The organism is Pseudomonas sp. CFBP 8772 (assembly GCF_014841665.1).
Taxonomy (GTDB): Bacteria; Pseudomonadota; Gammaproteobacteria; order Pseudomonadales; family Pseudomonadaceae; genus Aquipseudomonas; species Aquipseudomonas graminis_B.
Window position 1 is genome coordinate 189641 of sequence record NZ_JACYUI010000009.1, and the last position, 19053, is coordinate 208693.

General features: G+C 62.0%; 10 protein-coding genes. 5 read left to right on the forward strand and 5 right to left on the reverse strand.

Annotated features, from left to right (window positions below; all coding sequences use genetic code 11):
- Positions 1–208: 208 nt before the first annotated feature.
- Positions 209–4804 carry a dermonecrotic toxin domain-containing protein gene (locus IFT99_RS18825; protein ID WP_192134246.1) on the reverse strand — a complete coding sequence of 1532 codons (4596 nt, stop codon included), beginning with the start codon at positions 4802–4804 and terminating at the stop codon, positions 209–211.
- 297 nt (positions 4805–5101) lie between these two features.
- Here IFT99_RS18825 and tcuC point away from each other — a divergent pair, with 297 nt between their 5' ends.
- Positions 5102–6394, forward strand: a complete 1293-nt coding sequence (gene tcuC / locus IFT99_RS18830; protein ID WP_065989595.1) for an MFS transporter — start codon at positions 5102–5104, stop codon at positions 6392–6394.
- Between the two features lie 138 nt (positions 6395–6532).
- Here tcuC and IFT99_RS18835 read toward each other — a convergent pair whose 3' ends face one another.
- Positions 6533–7996 carry a glyceraldehyde-3-phosphate dehydrogenase gene (locus IFT99_RS18835; protein ID WP_192134248.1) on the reverse strand — a complete coding sequence of 488 codons (1464 nt, stop codon included), beginning with the start codon at positions 7994–7996 and terminating at the stop codon, positions 6533–6535.
- 169 nt (positions 7997–8165) lie between these two features.
- Between IFT99_RS18835 and mfd the strand changes: the two genes are divergently transcribed.
- From mfd to IFT99_RS18850, 3 genes are read left to right on the forward strand one after another with little or no spacing between them, the layout of a single operon-like run.
- On the forward strand, positions 8166–11630 hold the full coding sequence (gene mfd, locus IFT99_RS18840) for a transcription-repair coupling factor (RefSeq protein ID WP_122538021.1): 3465 nt from the start codon (positions 8166–8168) through the stop codon (positions 11628–11630).
- A 9-nt stretch (positions 11631–11639) separates the two neighbouring features.
- Positions 11640–12176 (forward strand): CsiV family protein, encoded by a 537-nt coding sequence (locus IFT99_RS18845; protein WP_192134250.1) that lies wholly within the window; start codon positions 11640–11642, stop codon positions 12174–12176.
- A 13-nt stretch (positions 12177–12189) separates the two neighbouring features.
- Positions 12190–14898 carry a DEAD/DEAH box helicase gene (locus IFT99_RS18850; protein WP_192134252.1) on the forward strand — a complete coding sequence of 903 codons (2709 nt, stop codon included), beginning with the start codon at positions 12190–12192 and terminating at the stop codon, positions 14896–14898.
- 424 nt (positions 14899–15322) lie between these two features.
- Here the strand turns inward: IFT99_RS18850 and IFT99_RS18855 are convergent, their stop codons facing one another.
- Positions 15323–16984: a VRR-NUC domain-containing protein gene (locus IFT99_RS18855; RefSeq protein ID WP_342214632.1), complete on the reverse strand. Its 1662-nt coding sequence runs from the start codon at positions 16982–16984 to the stop codon at positions 15323–15325.
- 163 nt (positions 16985–17147) lie between these two features.
- On the opposite strand from IFT99_RS18855, the gene IFT99_RS18860 reads away from it, so the two are divergent.
- Positions 17148–17651, forward strand: a complete 504-nt coding sequence (locus IFT99_RS18860; RefSeq protein WP_192134256.1) for a nucleoside 2-deoxyribosyltransferase — start codon at positions 17148–17150, stop codon at positions 17649–17651.
- A 167-nt stretch (positions 17652–17818) separates the two neighbouring features.
- Here IFT99_RS18860 and IFT99_RS18865 read toward each other — a convergent pair whose 3' ends face one another.
- A complete protein-coding gene (locus IFT99_RS18865; protein WP_065989581.1) occupies positions 17819–18040 on the reverse strand; it encodes a hypothetical protein in 222 nt (73 codons plus the stop codon).
- Positions 18041–18106: 66 nt separating this feature from the next.
- Positions 18107–19009, reverse strand: a complete 903-nt coding sequence (locus IFT99_RS18870) for a LysR family transcriptional regulator (protein ID WP_192134258.1) — start codon at positions 19007–19009, stop codon at positions 18107–18109.
- Positions 19010–19053 lie beyond the last annotated feature (44 nt).

Genomic DNA, 19053 nt, shown 5'->3' on the forward strand with positions numbered 1-19053 from the left:
CGAAACTCGCGGCGCAGTCTAGTCTCAACGAGGACAAACGACCATTAACCCTTGGTCGCGTCCCCCGGCAGACTTCTCTGCGCAGTCGCGGGTCGAGTGCTGGAAACCTCACTCGACCGCCGAATTGCTGCGGATGATAAATCCCTTGCGTGACGAATCCTAAAAAAATCGCACGCCCAGGCATCTGCCTTTGCCCTGGCCTGAGGAATTACTCAGCCAGATGCAGAAACAACCGCTGCGCCAGTTCCTTGCCGATGGCGCTGCGATAAATGCTCACCACTTCCTTGTTGTCCTTGGCGGCCTTGAGCATCGCGCTGTAACCCATAAGCCGCTGTTCCGGGAGTTTAAGGTGCGCGGCAGTGAAGGCATCCGCCGCCGCGTGCTCAGTGGCGTAGTGAAAATGCGCCCACCACAGGAGGTGGTCGTCCTTGTCGCGGATCGCATACTCCTGCACAAAATCGTTGCGACGGGCCCCCGACATGTTTTTCCTCCCCTCCACCCTGGCGATGTGCACCTCGTGCTGGCGATCCAGATAACTGATGCGACTGGCCGTCGGCGGCTGGCGCTTGATCATCTCGATACGCAGCTGGCGCCCCTGCTCGCGAAACCGCGACTGGCCCGCCTGCAAATCGTCGAGCACCGCCTGCAGCGACCGAGCGCCGTCCTCTCCCGCATCGGGGTCGTCCAGATGGACCTGCAGTTTTTCCACCAGCTCGCCAAGCTTGTCGGCCTTCTGGACCAGGATGTCTTCCATGTCCTCGGGCTCGTTGGCACGGCGGGACTGACGCACCGCGCTGGCAATCTCGGGCTCCACCCGTTCCAGCAGGGCGCGGCTTCGACGCATGAGCTCCGCCAGTGGAACGATACTGTCGCGATTGACCGGCTTGCGTGGCTGCTCCTCAATTTCGACCCATTCACCCTCCGCGTGCTGGTGGTACGCCCCGACCACGCGATCACCGGTGGCCGCCTTGACCTCAACGACTTCACCCAGTGAGGGCTCTTCGCCTTCACGCAGTCGGCCGATCAATGTGCGCTGCCCTCGGGTCTTGATGACTCGCTTGCGAGTCTGCCTGACCCTCGGGACATATTCAGCAGGCGTATCGGCGGGTTCCTCGCTCTCGCGTATCAGGGCCGACAGCCGGTGCTCGGCCCGATCGGAAATCGCCGACAGGTCTTCGAAAAACCGGTGAAAGTGCGTGGGATTGACCACCTCGGGCTCACTCTCGAAGGTGGCCAGGGCGACGATCGAGGCCCGGTCATACTCCCTGAGCGAGCTCTCCAGCACGCTGATCTGTTCAGCGATCGTGTAATCGTGAGGCCTTTCCAGCTCCGCCTGAGAGGTGAGTGCGGCGTGCAGCGAGTCGTCGTCGAGCAGACGCTTGAACCTGACAGCTCTTTGGGTATCGAGGACGCTCTCGGCACTGAAACACAACTCCAGGGACGACCACATGCGACTGGCGCGCCAATCAATCAGGGAGAACATGCGGTTGTTGTAGAACTCCAGCGCCTCCGTGCGCCAGTAGGCCTCGCCCACCTTTGGCACCTCGCGCAGCCTTTGCCACAGTCCCTCTCTGACCATCGCCCAGTGCACGCCGCTCTCTTGCAGCACCAGGGACTTTTCGAACAACCCCAGATAAAGCCCCACATTCTCCGGCGAAACGGTTCTGGACACCGCGCGCATCCGGGCCAGGTCTTCTTGGGCCACGATGAGCATGTCGCTGAGCAGCACGCCCTCCAGCAAACAAATCCGCCGGGCGATGCCTTGCAGGTCCGTGGCATAGGTTTTGTCCGGGGTGCGGTCGGCAGGACGCAGCGACAGATCGAGCTCGTTTTTGCGGTCAATGATCTCCATCACGGCGCGGACGTCTGTCTCGATCAGCGCAATGACCTCGTGGTGCTGTTCGAGGGGCGTGGCATCAATGCGGTTGTCGTTCGCCACAATGCGAATGTACAGATCGTTCTGACGCTTAAGCAGCTCGGACTTCTCGGCGTTGACGCGCTTGAACCGGGCGGCATTTTCCAGGGACAACTGCCGGGCGCTGCGCTTGGGGCCTCCACCACGCAGTCGCAGCCCGAGGTCCAGACGCCACACATCACCCTCGCGCATCAGCCATGGCCCGGTGCGTTCGGGGTTGTGGGGATGAACAATCTGCACGTCACCATCATCGACCTGAACCCTGAAGACGGCGTTGTCGACGTGGGCATACCAGGCGCCGTCCTGCTCATACAGACCGTGCGTACCAGGAGCGTCCGACGGCTGCGGCAGCTCGGGCGTCGGCAGAATTTCGAACGACCGCAGCGCGAGCTTCTGCACCGTGGTCAGGCTCTGATCGGGTCGAGACCAGGTGAAGTCGAGCCGGTTTTCAAGGTTGGCCGGCATGGCAACAGGATCAGGCGCGGGGGCCGGGATGATCGGGGTCGACGGGTTTGAAGCGCTTGAACCGCTTGAAGGCGTCGACGCCGCTGTGAGCAGATCCGCCAGCGTCGGTCGCAGAACCCGGGCAGCGCGCTGGCGACCGGACGTGACGGCCTCGCCCAGCGAGCTGTGCAACAGCAGCATCGCCACCGTCAGCAGCACGTTGCCCATGGATTCCCTGTGTTCGCTGGGAGTGGCATTGCCGTCTTCAGCCAGGGCCCCCTGGGTTTCGCTCATCAGTTGAACCAGCCACAGCGCGTGGCCGACCGGCCCCGACATGAAAGGCATGAGCGATTCCAGCGCCAGCCAGCCGCCACGCTTGAGCAGCGCCCAGCGGCTTTCGGCGTTGGAGGTGGACTGCCTGTCCGCCAGCTGGATCAGTGCGGACGCGTTGGCCTTGAACAGCGCAACCAGCGGATCACCGACGACTTCGTCGACCGCCAGCTGTGCAGGCGCCGGCGTCTCCAGGGGCGCGAACTCCGACCCTTGGCCGAAGCGCACGACATGGGGCTGATCAAAGCCGCTATTGGCGTAGATCTGCCGTGCGTGATCGTCCATCCACGTCAGTACGTCGCTCTGAAGTTCGCCCGGCTCGACAATCGCGGTGCGCAGCGCAGCCCAGGACGTGAACTCAGTCAGCGACTGGCGGGAAAACGGCCGGTACAGCAACACCGGTCCTCGGGTCGTATCGCGATCACCGATCACGAACATGTTGGCGACCTCATCCGCCTGGGACCCCGCCGTTGCGTGGAAGGCCAGCGGACGCAGAGTCGTGTTGCGCATCGCTGGAGGGCGCTGCTGCGGCGGCTGCATGAGGGCGATAACGTGCTGATAGGCGCTGTCGTAGAAATGCCCTTCTCCACGCATTTTCAGCTCCAGCGCCTGCAGAGGCAGTTGAGCGCGAAGCTGGGCAATATACGCCCCCTGTCGCTTGGCGGACTCAACGGGGTCAGTCACCAACACCCGTTTCAGCAGCGCCGGATAGTGGCGCCCGATGTCCACCTGACACACCAGCAACCGCAGATAATCGCCACTGAACCAGTCCGGCGCCGGCGTGCCGTCCCTGTGCACGACGTGCAGCGCACCGGCCGGCTCGCCGGAAAGGTTTTCCAGCGCAAACTCGGCAAGGCTCATGCGTACGGGCTCGACCAGGCCTGAGGCGACCACTTGACCACCGCTGGGAATGGCAGCGGCGATCACTTTGCGGATAACCACGTCCAGATCGGCGATCAGCAGATCCGCGGCCTCCGGGTGATCGGCGAGCATTTCACGCTGCAGTTGCTGGCTGGCGTAATCCAGCAATGGCGGAAGGTCTTGGTTAAACGTGCCGGGTGCCCCCGACGGAGCGCTCGCCACGGCAATCATTCGACGGCTGAAATCCATTCGGTCGGCAATACTGGCGTTGCGCAACCAGTCCGGAAGCGTCTCGGGGCTTTGCATCCCGGGGACGGCCGCGAGCAAAAAAGGCGTGATGTCGGTGGCAGCGGCCATACGGCGATCGAGATCAGCAAAATCTTCCGCGTCGGCGGCGTCCAGCCGGGCGATCTGCTGCAGTTGATGGGCCAGTATCGACTGAGCCAGCGCGCAGAACAGATCACCCTCAACCTCGCGCAGCACCCAGGTCCGGGGATGGGCGACGGACTGAGGAGTATCGATGCTGGCTATCAGCTCGGTCAGCGAGCCATGACTGACCAGGAGGCCCGGCGACTGCCAGGTGAAGAACATCTCCGTGCCGCCCCAGACACCGGTCGCCGCCAGCACGGGCAGCACTGACGCCGGTGACGAGGCGTCCACTGCCTGGGGGATGCAGGCGCGAATGACATCGTCCGGATGGGCCTGGTCCAGACTCACCATGAAATTGCGCTGGGTCTGATCGGAAAAAGAAGCGAGGGGACGCAGGAAATCCCCCTCGTTTTCGGGCAACCCCGGGGTGTCGTCCAGCGCCTTCAGATAACCCTTCTTCAACGCATCGGCGAGGCGTGCCCAGAGGGTTTGCCCGTCTGCCGCCGACGCGCCCCAGAATTCCACCGTCGCTCGCTGAAACTGGTCGTTCAGGTCCAGAGCAACTGTATCGACCAGGATATTCAGTTCGTCAAAATCGATTGGCGTCGCAGTCACGTCCCGGACAGCGGGATCAATGACAAATGTGTTGGCGCCGGCGCGCCAGCGTGGGGTTTTCCCTGTCAGAAATGCCTGCTGAAGATTTTTGAGCAGGGTTTCCGCGCGCTGAATGCCGTCGGGGCCCGTACGGGTGATGACGGAAATCTCGGGATCGATTTCAAGGTTCGGGAATTGTTGTTGCACTGCGCAATGCAGCTGCTTGATCGCGACGTCATTCAGGGTCGGTCGCCGGGAAGCCGCAGCGATCAGGTCAAATTTCGGGCTCATTTGCCGGTTAACTCGTGCAAGGGATTGAGGATCTCTCAGGGGCCTGTCAGGCACTGAGAGAATTTGCGGGGAGTTAAACCGGGAATGAGCCCATCGATGGGATACATAAATATTGTTTTCGCGTGGGCGCAGCGGGAGGTCCGTGGTCGATGGGCGGGGCGTTCTGATTGCCAACCGCCAGCTTTACACATATCGTTACAAATCTGGGGCGCCCGAGGCCAAGCGCGGGCGCCGCAGCAGAGGACGCATAAATACAACGGATCCCCCCAGCTAGACAGCTTAAGTGAGTAATTCCAGATGGCCTCGAACACGGGCAAAGGCAAGGCGATATTTCGCGTTGTGAGCGGCAACTTCCTTGAAATGTTTGACTTCATGGTCTATGGCTTTTACGCCACGGCCATCGCCAAAACCTTCTTCCCCGCCGACAGTGAATTCGCATCGTTGATGCTGTCGCTGGCGACCTTTGGCGCCGGCTTTCTCATGCGCCCGCTGGGTGCCATTTTCCTCGGCGCCTACATCGACCATCACGGCCGGAAAAAAGGCCTGGTGATTACGCTGGCGATGATGGCCATGGGTACGGTGCTGATTGCCTGCGTGCCGGGTTACGCGACCCTGGGCGTCGCCGCACCGATCCTGGTGTTGATTGGCCGCCTGCTGCAAGGCTTCTCGGCCGGGGTTGAACTGGGCGGCGTCTCGGTTTATCTGGCGGAGATTTCCACGCCGGGCCGCAAGGGCTTCTTCGTCAGCTGGCAGTCGGCTAGCCAACAGGCCGCGGTGGTTTTCGCCGGTCTGCTGGGCGTCGGCCTGAACCACTGGCTGAGCCCGGAAGACATGGGCCAATGGGGCTGGCGCGTGCCGTTCCTGATTGGCTGCCTGATCGTTCCGGCGATCTTCGTGATCCGCCGTTCCCTCGAAGAAACCCCTGAGTTCGAAGCCCGCGCGCAACACCACCGCCCAAGCCTGGGCGAAGTGGTCAAGTCGATCGGTCAGAACTTCGGTCTGGTCATCGCCGGCATGGCGCTGGTGGTCATGACCACCGTGTCGTTTTACCTGATCACCGCCTATACCCCGACGTTCGGCAAAAACGAGCTGCACCTGTCTGATCTGGACAGCTTGCTGGTGACCGTCTGCGTCGGTATCTCGAACTTCATCTGGCTGCCGGTGATGGGTGCGCTGTCGGACCGGATCGGCCGCAAGCCCCTGCTGCTGGCGGCGACCATTCTGGCGATCATCACGGCGTACCCTGCCCTGTCCTGGCTGACCGCCAACCCGAGCTTCGGCAACCTGCTGATGGTCGAGCTGTGGCTGTCCTTCCTGTACGGCTCGTACAACGGCGCGATGGTGGTTTCCCTGACCGAAATCATGCCGGTCGAAGTACGCACCACCGGCTTCTCCCTGGCCTACAGCCTGGCGACTGCGACGTTCGGCGGCTTCACGCCGGCGGCCTGTACTTACCTGATTCACGTGCTGGACAACAAAGCCGCACCGGGCATCTGGCTGAGCGGCGCGGCGGTGCTGGGCCTGATCGCCACGCTGGTGCTGTTCCGCAAGGGTCAGACGCGGATTCAGGGCGTGACAGCGGTCGGTTGATCGCCGAGAGCTATAAGCGACAAGCGGCAAGCTTCAAGCAGCAAGTAAAAACAAAAACGCCCCGAACCAGTCGGGGCGTTTTTTTTCTTCGCAGTTCAGCTTGCAGCTTGCGGCTTAGCGCTTGCCGCTGCTTTCAACCTACTTCGGGAAGGCTGGCGGGTTGACCCCGGTCATTTCTTCCATCGCGCGGACCACCTGGCAGCTGTAGCCGAATTCGTTGTCGTACCAGACGTACAGCACAACGCGGTTATCCATGGCGATGGTCGCTTCGGCATCCACCACACCGGCGTAACGCGAGCCGACGAAGTCGGTGGAGACCACTTCCAGGGAGTTCACGAAGTCGATCTGTTTGTGCAGATCCGAATACAGCGCAGTGTGGCGCAGGTACTCGTTCATCTCTTCGCGGGTGGTCGCAGTGCCCAGATTCAGGTTGAGGATGGCCATGGACACGTTTGGCGTTGGAACGCGGATCGCGTTGCCGGTCAGCTTGCCGGCCAGCTCGGGCAGGGCCTTGGCTGCAGCGGTGGCCGCACCGGTTTCGGTGATGACCATGTTCAGCGCAGCGCTGCGGCCACGGCGATCGCCCTTGTGGAAGTTGTCGATCAGGTTCTGGTCGTTGGTGTACGAGTGAACCGTTTCGACGTGACCGTTGACGATGCCGAACTTGTCGTTGACCGCCTTGAGCACCGGCACGATGGCGTTGGTGGTGCAGGACGCCGCCGAGATAATCTTGTCATCAGCGGTGATCTGCTGATGGTTGATGCCGTGCACGATGTTCTTCAGTTTGCCCTTGCCCGGCGCGGTCAGAACCACGCGGTCGATGCCCGGGCATTGCAGGTGCTGGCCCAGGCCCTCGGCATCGCGCCACACACCGGTGTTGTCGACCAGCAGCGCGTCCTTGATACCGTACTGGGTGTAATCCACCTCGGCCGGGTTCTTGGCGTAGATCACCTGAATCAGGTTGCCGTTGGCGCAAATGGTGTTGTTGGCCTCATCAATGGTGATGGTGCCGTCGAAAGGACCGTGGACCGAGTCGCGGCGCAGCAGGCTCGCGCGCTTGACCAGATCGTTTTCAGCGCCCTTGCGGACCACGATGGCGCGCAGACGCAGGCCGTCGCCGCCACCGGTTTTTTCGATCAGGATGCGTGCCAGCAGACGACCAATGCGACCGAAGCCGTATAGTACGACGTCAGTGCCCTTGCGCTCACCGGAATTCTGCTGACCGATGACCTCGGCCATTTCTTCGCGGATGAACTCTTCAGGGGTGCGGCCATTGGCCTCGGCCTTGTACTTCACCGCCAGCTTGCCCAGGTCCACGGAAGCGGCGCCCAGCTTGAGCTCGCTCATGGCTTTGACGAGGGGGAACGTCTCGTGTACGGACAACTCGCTGGCGTCAGCCTGGCGGTGACGCGCAAAGCGGTGTGCTTTGAGAATCGCGATGACTGAACGGTTGATCAGGCTGCGGCCATAGATCGAACTCACCACATTATTATTGCGGTAGAGCTGACCGATAAGCGGGATCATCGCCTCGGCGAGGGCTTCACGATCGATCCATTCACCAAGACACTGGTCGGGCTTCTGAGTCACGGGAACCTTCCACATGTAGGGGCTGAAAAAAGGTACTACATTATGCACAGGCCTTTGTTTATGAGCAATCCAGACTTTTCACGACCTGGAGCACTACATAATTCCCGGCGCACAAAACTGACAGCGTCTCTGCGGATTAGTTACACTCCTCGGCTTTGCCGCAACGCCTGGAGCTTTAACTTCCGTGCCCGTTCTGCGCCTTCCGATTCTGCCTGCTGCAGCAGGCAAACAACATTGGGGTAACCTCCCCGGTGCCGCCCTGAGTCTCGCCATCGCCGAGGCTGCCAGCGCCGCGAAACGCTTCACCCTGCTGCTTACCGCAGACAGCCAGAGCGCCGAGCGACTGGAACAGGAACTGAAGTTTTTTGCCCCTGATCTCCCGGTCTTGCATTTCCCCGATTGGGAAACCCTGCCCTACGACCTGTTCTCGCCCCATCAGGACATCATCTCCCAGCGCATCGCCAGCCTGTACCGGCTGCCGGAGCTGGTGCACGGCGTGCTGGTGGTGCCGATCACCACCGCCCTGCACCGTCTGGCGCCGACCAGTTTCCTGCTCGGCAGCAGCCTGGTGCTCGACGTCGGCCAGAAGCTCGACGTCGACGCCATGCGCACCCGCCTTGAAGCCAGCGGCTATCGCTACGTCGACACGGTGTATGAGCACGGCGAGTTCACCGTCCGTGGCGCGCTGATCGACCTGTTCCCGATGGGCAGCAAACTGCCTTACCGCATCGACCTGTTCGATGACGAAATCGAAACACTGCGCACCTTCGAGCCGGAAACCCAGCGCTCCATCGACAAGGTCGATTCGGTGCGTCTGTTGCCGGCGAAGGAATTCCCGCTGCAGAAGGAAGCGGTGACGCGCTTCAAGGCGCGCTTCCGCGAACGCTTCGACGTCGACTTCCGCCGCAGCCCGATCTTCCAGGACTTGAACAGCGGCATCACCCCCGCCGGTATCGAGTACTACATCCCGCTGTTCTTCGAAGAGACCTCCACCCTGTTCGACTACCTGCCCCAGGACACCCAGGTGTTCTCGATGCCAGGGATCGAAGCGGCGGCGGAGACGTTCTGGAAGGACGTGCGCAATCGCTACGAAGAGCGCCGTGTCGACCCGGAGCGCCCGCTGCTGCCACCGGCCGAGCTGTTCCTGCCGGTGGACGACTGTTTTGCCCGCCTGAAAAACTGGCCCCGCGTGGTCGCCAGTCAGGACGACGTCGAAAGCGGCGTTGGCCGCGAGCGTTTTCCGGCGCAGGTGCTGCCTGATCTGGCCATCGAAGCCAAAGCAAATCAACCGCTGGCGGCGCTGTCGAAATTCCTCGGCGAGTTCCCGGGACGCGTGCTGTTTACGGCCGAATCCGCCGGTCGCCGTGAAGTGTTGCTGGAGCTGCTCGAACGCCTGAAGCTGCGCCCGAAAACCCTGGACAGCTGGCAGGAGTTCGTCGACAGCAAGGAGCGTCTGGCGATCACCATCGGGCCTTTGGACGAAGGCCTGGTGCTGGAGGAGCCGGCGCTGGCGCTGGTGGCAGAAAGCCCGTTGTTCGGTCAGCGGGTCATGCAGCGTCGTCGTCGCGACAAGCGCGCCGACAGCCACGCCAGCGACGCGGTGATCAAAAACCTCGCCGAGCTGCGTGAAGGCGCGCCGGTGGTGCACATCGATCACGGGGTCGGCCGTTATCTGGGGCTGGCCACGCTGGAGGTCGAGAATCAGGTCGCCGAGTTCCTGATGCTGGCCTACGCCGAAGAGGCCAAGCTGTACGTGCCGGTGGCCAACCTGCACCTGATCGCCCGCTACACCGGCAGCGATGACGAGCTCGCGCCTTTGCACCGTCTGGGTTCGGAAGCCTGGCAGAAAGCCAAGCGCAAGGCCGCCGAACAGGTCCGCGACGTGGCCGCCGAGCTGCTCGACATCTATGCCCGCCGCGCCGCCCGCGAAGGGTATGCCTTCGCCGATCCGAAGCTGGACTACGACACCTTCAGCGCCGGCTTCCCGTTCGAAGAAACCCCGGATCAGCAGACCACCATCGAGGCCGTGCGCGCCGACATGCTCGCGCCCAAGCCCATGGACCGTCTGGTCTGCGGTGACGTCGGCTTCGGCAAGACCGAAGTGGCCATGCGCGCGGCGTTCATCGCCGTACACGGCGGCCGCCAGGTGGCGATTCTGGTGCCCACCACCCTCCTCGCCCAGCAGCACTACAACAGTTTCCGCGACCGTTTCGCTGACTGGCCGGTGACGGTTGAAGTGATGAGCCGCTTCAAGTCGGCGAAAGAGATCAACGCCGCCGTGGCCGATCTGGCCGAGGGCAAGATCGACATCGTCATCGGCACCCACAAGTTGCTCCAGGACGACGTCAAGATCAAAAACCTCGGACTGGTGATCATCGACGAAGAGCACCGCTTCGGTGTGCGTCAGAAGGAACAGCTCAAGGCCCTGCGCAGTGAGGTCGACATTCTGACCCTCACCGCCACGCCGATCCCGCGGACCCTGAACATGGCCGTGGCCGGCATGCGCGACCTGTCGATCATCGCCACGCCGCCGGCCCGTCGTCTGTCGGTGCGCACCTTCGTGATGGAGCAGAACAAGCCGACCGTGAAAGAGGCGTTGCTGCGTGAGTTGCTGCGCGGCGGTCAGGTGTACTACCTGCACAACGATGTGAAGACCATCGAGAAATGCGCCGCAGACCTGGCCGAACTGGTGCCGGAAGCGCGCATCGGCATCGGCCACGGCCAGATGCACGAACGTGATCTCGAACAGGTGATGAGCGACTTCTACCACAAGCGCTTCAACGTGCTGATCGCCTCGACCATCATCGAGACCGGCATCGACGTGCCGAGCGCCAACACCATCATCATCGAACGTGCCGACAAATTCGGTCTGGCCCAGCTGCATCAGTTGCGCGGCCGGGTCGGGCGCAGTCACCACCAGGCCTACGCCTACCTGCTGACGCCGCCGCGCAAGCAGATCACCCCGGATGCCGAGAAGCGTCTGGAGGCGATCGCCAACACCCAAGACCTCGGCGCAGGCTTCGTGCTCGCCACCAACGACCTGGAAATCCGTGGCGCCGGCGAACTGCTCGGCGACGGCCAGAGCGGGCAGATTCAAGCGGTGGGTTTCACCCTGTACATGGAAATGCTCGAACGCGCGGTGAAGTCGATCCGCAAGGGCGAGCAGCCGAACCTCGACCAGCCGCTGGGTGGCGGTCCCGAGGTCAATCTGCGGGTGCCGGGGCTGATTCCGGAAGCCTATTTGCCGGACGTCCATACGCGCCTGATTCTGTACAAGCGCATCGCCAACGCCGCCGATGAAGAGGGCCTCAAGGACCTGCAGGTCGAGATGATCGACCGCTTCGGTCTGTTGCCGGAACCCACCAAAAACCTGGTGCGGCTGACGTCCCTCAAGCTGAAGGCAGAGCAACTGGGCATCAAGAAGGTCGACGCCGGGCCCCAGGGTGGACGCATCGAGTTCGCGGCCGAGACCCCGGTCGACCCGCTGACGCTGATCAAGCTGATCCAGAGCCAGCCCAAACGCTACAAGTTCGAAGGCGCCACGCTGTTCAAATTCATGGTACCGATGGAGCGCCCCGAAGAACGCTTTGCCACGCTGGAGGCGCTGTTCGAACGCCTGACCCCACCGCCTTCCAAAAAATCGGCTTAAGGATTCACCATGGGTTTGATCCGCTCCTTCACCCTGCTGCTGGTGCTGTTTGCCCCGGCGGCCTTCGCCGATGGCGCCTATCAGGTGGAACTGATCCTGTTCCGCCAGAACGGCGAGCCGGCGGCGACCAATCAACCCGCGCCGGAAAACTGGGCCGAAGGGGCACAGCGGCTGGGCACGGACAGCCAGACGCCGACAGCGCTGGACACCCTGGTGAACAAGCTGGAATCAAGCGACGGCTATAAAGTGCTGCTGCACACCGCCTGGCAACAGGACCTCAGCGCCACGCCGAGCAAGGTGGCGATCAGTGACGGTCAGGAGCAGTTCGGGCACTTCCCCATCGAGGGGACGGTGAGCCTGGGTCTGGCGCGCTTCACTGACATCGACGCGAATTTCTGGGTCAACCAGGTGGACAGTCATGGCGTGTTGGTGACCAGCGAACGCATGCGTCAGGCCACCCGGGTCAGAAACGGAGAACTTACTTACATGGACAACGGAAGCCTCGCCATGCTGATCAAGGTTTCTCCTGTCCAGCCACCCCGCTGACGCAGGCCTAGACGTGGCGTCCAACCTGGAAAAAGCCCTCGCCCTGCCGTGGGAACCCCTGTTCAAAACCCAGTCAGTCGAGCGGGGTCTGGAGTACGCGCGGCAGAAGCGCGTCATGCTCGACCACCTGAGCGGCGATGTCGTGCGCACAGTGTGCCGGGGTTCAAGCCTGGAGAACTACACCCAGACGCTGTTGTTCAAGGACCCGGAGCGCACGCGCAATTTCATCGTCGGCAAATGCACCTGCCCGGTCAGAAACAACTGCAAGCACTGTGCGGCGGCGCTGTTCTTTTTGCAGGCCCCGGAAAACAGCCCCGGGATTCTGGCAGCGGTCGATGGCGAAGCGGTTGCGCGCAGGCCGAACGTCGTCGAGCAAAAACCCAAGTTGCCCGAGCGCCTGGAAAAGAACATCAAGCCCGAGCCGCGGTTGATTCTCGCCAGCTTCGAGTACAGCGCCTACGAGCCGCGCAACGGCAAGATGCAGCGGCACATCCAGCACCGCGCCGCCCTGGCGTTTCGCTATCGCGAATCCTATGTGTCCGGCGTGCCTGCCCCGGGCCGTGGCGGCGACATCCTCTGGCATTTGCCGGACGAGACGCTGCGCATGCGCCGGCATCCGGAGCGTGAAGGCGTGTACCGCAAACAGCTCCAGGAGCTGGGCTTCCGCATCGCCACCCGCCAGAGCAAGGCGCTACCGGACAGTGCTGGCGAAATGTTCGAGCTGCCGAACGACAAAGCCTGGCTGAGCTTCATTCTCGACGAGTTGCCCCGGTTGCGCGCCGAAGGCTGGCAGGTCGAGATGAGCGAGGACTTCGGCTTCGACGTGACCCCGGTGGACGACTGGTATGCCGTGGTCGATGACGAGCCGGAGCGCGACTGGTTCGATCTGGAGCTGGGGATCATCGTCAACGGCGAGCGGCTGAGCCTGCTGCCGATCCTGATCAACCTGCTGCGCACCCACCCGGAATTGATGACCGCCAGCGGTATCGCCAAGCGTCGGGACGACGAGCAGTTGTTGGTTCAGCTCAACCATTTCACTCAGCGTGGGGGCGTGCCGATTCAGGTGGCGCTGCCTTATGGCCGATTGAAACCGGTGCTGGCGACCCTCGGCGATTTCTACTGGCGCGAGGATGGCAACAACGCCATTCGCCTGAATACTGCGGACGCCGCGCGGCTCCGTCAGCTCGATGACCTGCCGCTGGTGTGGCAGGGCGGCGACCGGCTGCGGCAGTTCTCCGAACGACTGGTGAACATCAAGGATGTGCGCGGCGAGGTGCCGGAAGGCCTGAATGCGACGTTGCGGCCTTATCAGCTGGAGGGCCTGAGCTGGATGCAGGCCCTGCGCGAGCTGGAAGTCGGCGGCGTGCTCGCTGATGACATGGGCCTGGGCAAGACGCTGCAAACCCTGGCGCACCTGCTGCTGGAGAAACAGGCCGGGCGTCTCGATCGCCCGGCGCTGGTGGTGATGCCCACCAGCCTGATCCCCAACTGGATGGACGAGGCGAAACACTTCACGCCGCAGCTGAAAGTACTGGCGCTGTTCGGCACCCAGCGCCATCAGGATTTCAAGCGCCTGCAGGATGTCGACCTGATCCTGACCACCTATGCCCTGCTTCCGCGCGACGTCGAAGTGCTCAGCCAGCAACTGTTTCATGTGTTGGTGCTTGATGAAGCGCAGTACATCAAGAATCCCAATAGCAAAGCGGCGCAGGCGGCGCGTGAGTTGAATGCGCGGCAGCGTCTGTGCCTGAGCGGTACGCCGCTGGAAAACCACTTGGGCGAGTTGTGGTCGCTTTTCCATTTCCTGATGCCCGGCTGGCTGGGGGATGCCAAGCAGTTCAACAGCAATTACCGCACGCCGATCGAAAAGCTCGGCAACGAGGAGCGCCTGGAGCACCTCAATGCGCGGATCAAGCCATTCCTGCTGCGCCGGACCAAGGAGCAGGTGGCAACCGAACTGCCGCCGAAGACCGAGATCGTGCATTGGGTCGAGCTCAATGACACCCAGCGCGATGTGTACGAAACCATGCGTCTGGCGATGGACAAGAAGGTCCGCGACGAGATCACCCGGAAAGGCGTGGGGCGCAGCCAGATCATTATCCTTGAAGCGTTGCTCAAGCTGCGTCAGGTCTGCTGTGACCTGCGGCTGGTCAACAGTGCGCCGGTCAATCCGCGGCAGTCGAGTTCGGGCAAGCTGGATAGCCTGATGGAGATGCTGGAGGAGTTATTTGCGGAAAACCGCAAGATTCTGTTGTTTTCTCAGTTCACGTCGATGCTGGAGTTGATCGAGGCGGAGTTGAAGCAGCGCGGGATCGCGTATTCGCTGCTGACCGGGAAGACCAAGGACCGGCGGGTGCCGGTGCAGGATTTCCAGAGCGGCAAGCATTCGATTTTTCTGATCAGTCTGAAGGCGGGGGGCACGGGGCTGAATCTGACGGCGGCCGATACGGTGATTCACTATGATCCGTGGTGGAACCCTGCGGCGGAGAATCAGGCGACGGATCGGGCGTATCGGATTGGTCAGGATAAGCCGGTGTTCGTGTACAAGATGATTGCGCGGGGGACGGTGGAGGAGAAGATTCAGCATTTGCAGCAGGAGAAGGCGGCGCTGGCGGCGGGTGTGCTGGATGGGCGCAAGGCTGGGGACTGGAAGTTGCAGGATGAGGATATTGCGGCGTTGTTTGCGCCGTTGCCGGTGGTGGCGAAGAAGCTCAAGCGCTAGGCAGGTGTTTTCAGGATCAAGATCTAAAGCGTCTGCCTAAGGGCAGACATTTCGCCTTCGGCGAGTTACTTGGAAAAGCACCCCAAGTAACCAAGGGTGCTTGCTCCTGGTTGGGCCCTTCCTTCGTCAGGGTACCCTCACTCCGACGACGCTCCGTGGGCCCGCGCCGAACGGACATCCATGTCCTGACGGCGCTCTCGCCGCATCCATGCGGCTCGACCCACTCCGCGTCGTCTGCGTTCGGCCTGCACCCAAGTCGCGATTGGCGGTGTCTGAACTTTTTGCGTATGAAGATCAAAAACGGTTAGTAGGACCGGCATTAGCCGGGAAGCCTTTTGTTTAAAGGGGACTTGTTTAAAGGGGACTGATTTATTTACAGCGCTTCACCGTAAATTAATCTGTCCCCGCGTCAGCCAATCCCAGCTCACCCCACCGCCCGCACTTCTTCTTCCGCCCATTTCACATAGCACACCACCACCGGCATGTCGTGTTCGGCGCAGAAGTCGATCCAGCGCAGTTGGTTGTCTTGCAGGCGGTCGCCGGGGCCTTTGACTTCGATCATTCGGTAGCGGCGTTGTTCGGGGTAGAACTGGATGAGGTCGGGCATGCCGGTGCGGTTGGCTTTGATGTCTTGCAGCAGGCGGCGGAACCAGCGTTTGAGGTGTTGCGCCGGCAGGCAATGCAGCGCTTGATCCAGCAGTTCGGGGGTCAGCGCGCCCCAGAACACGAAGGGCGATTGCAGGCCGAATTTGCTGATGTAGGTGTCGCGGATCACTGCTTCGTAGCGCTGGTCGTCGAGCTGCGCCAGGCATTCGTCGAACAGGGCTGCGCGGCGTTGGTAGAAGTCCGGGCTGTAGAGGTCGCTCGGTGCGCTGTGGAACGGGTGGAAAAAAGCCCCCGGCAGTGGCGCGAAGATCGCCCGCCAACAGAGCAGGCCGAACAGCGAATTGACCAGCGCGTTCTCGACGTAGTGCACCTCGCTGCCCTCCTCCGCCAGGTGCTGCTGGATCAGCCGTTCGACGCTGTGATCGGGCAGCGGCAGCACGCTCAAATCAAGCCGAGTGACCGTTCGTTTCAACCGCTTCTGCACGCTGCCCTCGCCCAGCTTGCGTTTCAGACGCGGCTGTATGCGCAGCAGGTGTTGGGTTTCTTCGTCGTTCTCCGGCGCCAACTGGGCTTCCAGCAGCAACGTCATCGCGTCGAGAAATTGCTCGCTGCGTTCGAGCACGCGAATCCTGCGCACGCGGGCGCCAGGGTAGCTGGACTGCGCGTAGACGCTGAGCGCCAGCGGCCAGTCCTGCTCGCGTTCGGCCTGCTGGCCGATCTTGAACAACAGCTTGGCGCGACGCATGGCCAGCCAGGGGTTGTCGGTCGTGACCGCCAGCGCTTGCGGCGCCAGGTCGGTCAATGCCATGCCGTCGTCCAGCGCCTGTCGGCAGCTGTGCAGGTGCACGCAGGTGTCGATGTCGGCGCGTTGGTTGATGCCACGGGATTCGACGGAAAACTCGACTTTTTCGTACCGATAGATGCCCAGGTCCGCCAGCACGAACTCCGACCACTCCTGATACAGGTTGCCGAAGTACAGCAAGCGAAGCCGGTCGCACAGGGGCATGACCTGGAGGGCGAAGATCACTTCTTCAAACCCGGCAAACCAGTGCTCCAGGCGCTGGGGCGATTCGTAGATCGGCAGCAGGCGCTGCAGCAGGTCGGATTTTTTCTCGGCGCTTTTGACGCCGTGGGCTTTGAAACACTGGCCCAGCTCATCTTTGCGCAGCAGCGCGAACAGAGCGTGAATGTCCAGATGAGGCTGACCGTCGACCCAGCCGGATTCCAGCAGTGGCGCGGCGGCCAACCGGACATCGCCGATCTCGGCGTAATCCAGCTTGCTGGCGCGGAACAGCGTGCCTTTGCGCATGACCATGCGCACCAGCAAGGCCTGTGCTGGCTGCGGCAGCTGGGCAAAATCGTCGATGAAGCGACGCTCGTCTTCATCGAGCAGGTCGTCGTAGCGCTGGGCGATCCAGTTCAGGACCTGGCGGAAGTTCTCCAGGTAATAAAACGGATTGTCGAGGGGGGAAAGGCTCACGGCGAGGTCACGTAAAGGCTGACGGAAGAGCGTCAGGATACTGGTTATCCGTACAGATTCCAGCCCTGACTGCTGTAGGATGGCGCCCGCCCGATCAACGGCGCGGACCAAAGAGCGCTGCCCACCCGCTACACTCCCTTCACGCATTTTTCAGGAGATCGTCATGGCTTCCGCTGACAAACCCCTCGTTTATCTCGCAGGCTTCGACGTGTTTCGCGCCGACGCCATCGAGCACGGCCGCGCGTTGAAAGCCCTCTGCGCTCGGCACGGTCTTGAGGGTTTGTACCCTTTTGATAACGAAGTGCCTCAGGGGCTGTCGCCTGAAGAGGCCGCCGCGGTCATTTGCAACGCCAATATCGCGGTGATCAGAGGCTGCGACGCGGTGCTAGCCAACCTCGACCCGTTTCGCGGCGCCGAGCCGGATTCAGGCACGGCTTTCGAAGTGGGGATGGCCGTTGCGCTGGGCAAACCGGTCTGGGCGTATTTCGCAGCGAATGGCTCGTTGCGCGAGCAGATTGCCCATGACGCGGCAGGCTTCGACGCGCAGGGGTTTCAGGTGGAGGATTTCGGTTTGCCGCGTAATTTGATGCTGGCGTGTACCTGGGCCGGCAGTAGCGAGACGGCGGAGCAGGCGGTTGAGGCATTGGCTGCGCATCTGGCTGGCTGAACCCAACACTGTAGGAGTGAGCTTGCTCGCGAAGTGGTGGGTACATCCGCTGAATATCTGGCGGATGTACTGCCGTCTTCGCGAGCAAGCTCGCTCCCACAGATCCTCAGATGGCAGATCCATCTGCGGTGTCTTCATGAATTTGATACGAGCACCAACGCCCTCGTCTATTCCAGGTTCGACGAACTGATGTCCAGCTTGTCAGCGTCGGCGAACTCGTCCAGATCCAGTTCGCTCAAATCCAGTTCGCCCTCCGGGTCGCGGTCTTCGTCGGAATCGGCGTCGTTGAGGGGCGACTGATCGCCGCCGAAATGCTCGCCATCGTGGGCCAGATAGGCGATGGCGTGGGCGCCCGGCTGGCGGGTCTGTGGCTGGATCTGTACCTGCATCGTTGACGCTCCGGAAGTTGAATGTCTGTGTGCAGGCTAACCCACCCGGCGGGTTAAAAGCACCGGTCAGGACAAACTGAGGAAGGATCCGCCGTCGTCGCGCAGCATCCGCACCATGGCGTGGGCGGCAGGCGACAGATAGCCTTCGCGGCGCAGCATGACGCACAGGGTACGTTCCATGGTGGTCTGCTCCAGCTGCACCTCGCGCAGGTCCTGCATGTTCTTGCCGAACTCCAGCGTCTCCCGGGCAATGAAACTCAGCAGACTGGTCTGGGCGATCAGTCGGGGCAGCAGGGAAATCGAGTTGGATTCGATTTGCACGTCCGGCAGTGGCAGGTTGTGGCGGGCGAAGGCGTCATCGACCCAGATGCGCGACGACACCCCGGACGGCGGCAACACCCAGCGATAGCGACACAGGTCGCGCATCTCGAACGGCGCCTTAAAGATCGGGTGATTGCGACTGGCGATCACCACCGCTTCGTCGGTCAGGATCGGGTAGAAGGTGAACTCCTCTTCGGCGCCGCGCTGGGCGCAGATGATCATGTCGAGGTGCCCGGAGCGCAGCTGTTCGCGCAGCATATCGTCCTGACCGATCACCAGTTTCAGGGTCACTTGAGGCGAGCGTTTGAGCAACGCATTGGTCAGCTCGGGCAGCAGGTACTCGGCCATGGTCGCCGCACAGCCCAGACGGATATCCCCTACCGCGCCACTGGCGAAATCGCGTACCTCGCGCTGGGTCTGGGCGATGCTTTGCTGCAGCACCTTGCCCCGCGCCTGCAGCAGTTCCCCCACCGGCGTGAGCTTGATTCGGCGGCCGTCGCGCTGGAACAGCTTGGTGCCGAAGGACTCCTCCAGCCGCTGGATGCTTTTGGTCAACGCCGGCTGGCTGCGATTGAGTTTTTCCGCCGCCCGGCCCAGGTGACCGAGCTCGGCGATGGTTTCAAAATAAGTCAGGTCACGCAGGTCCATATATCAACCAAAGTTATCAATTCATGATTATTAGAAAATAGACT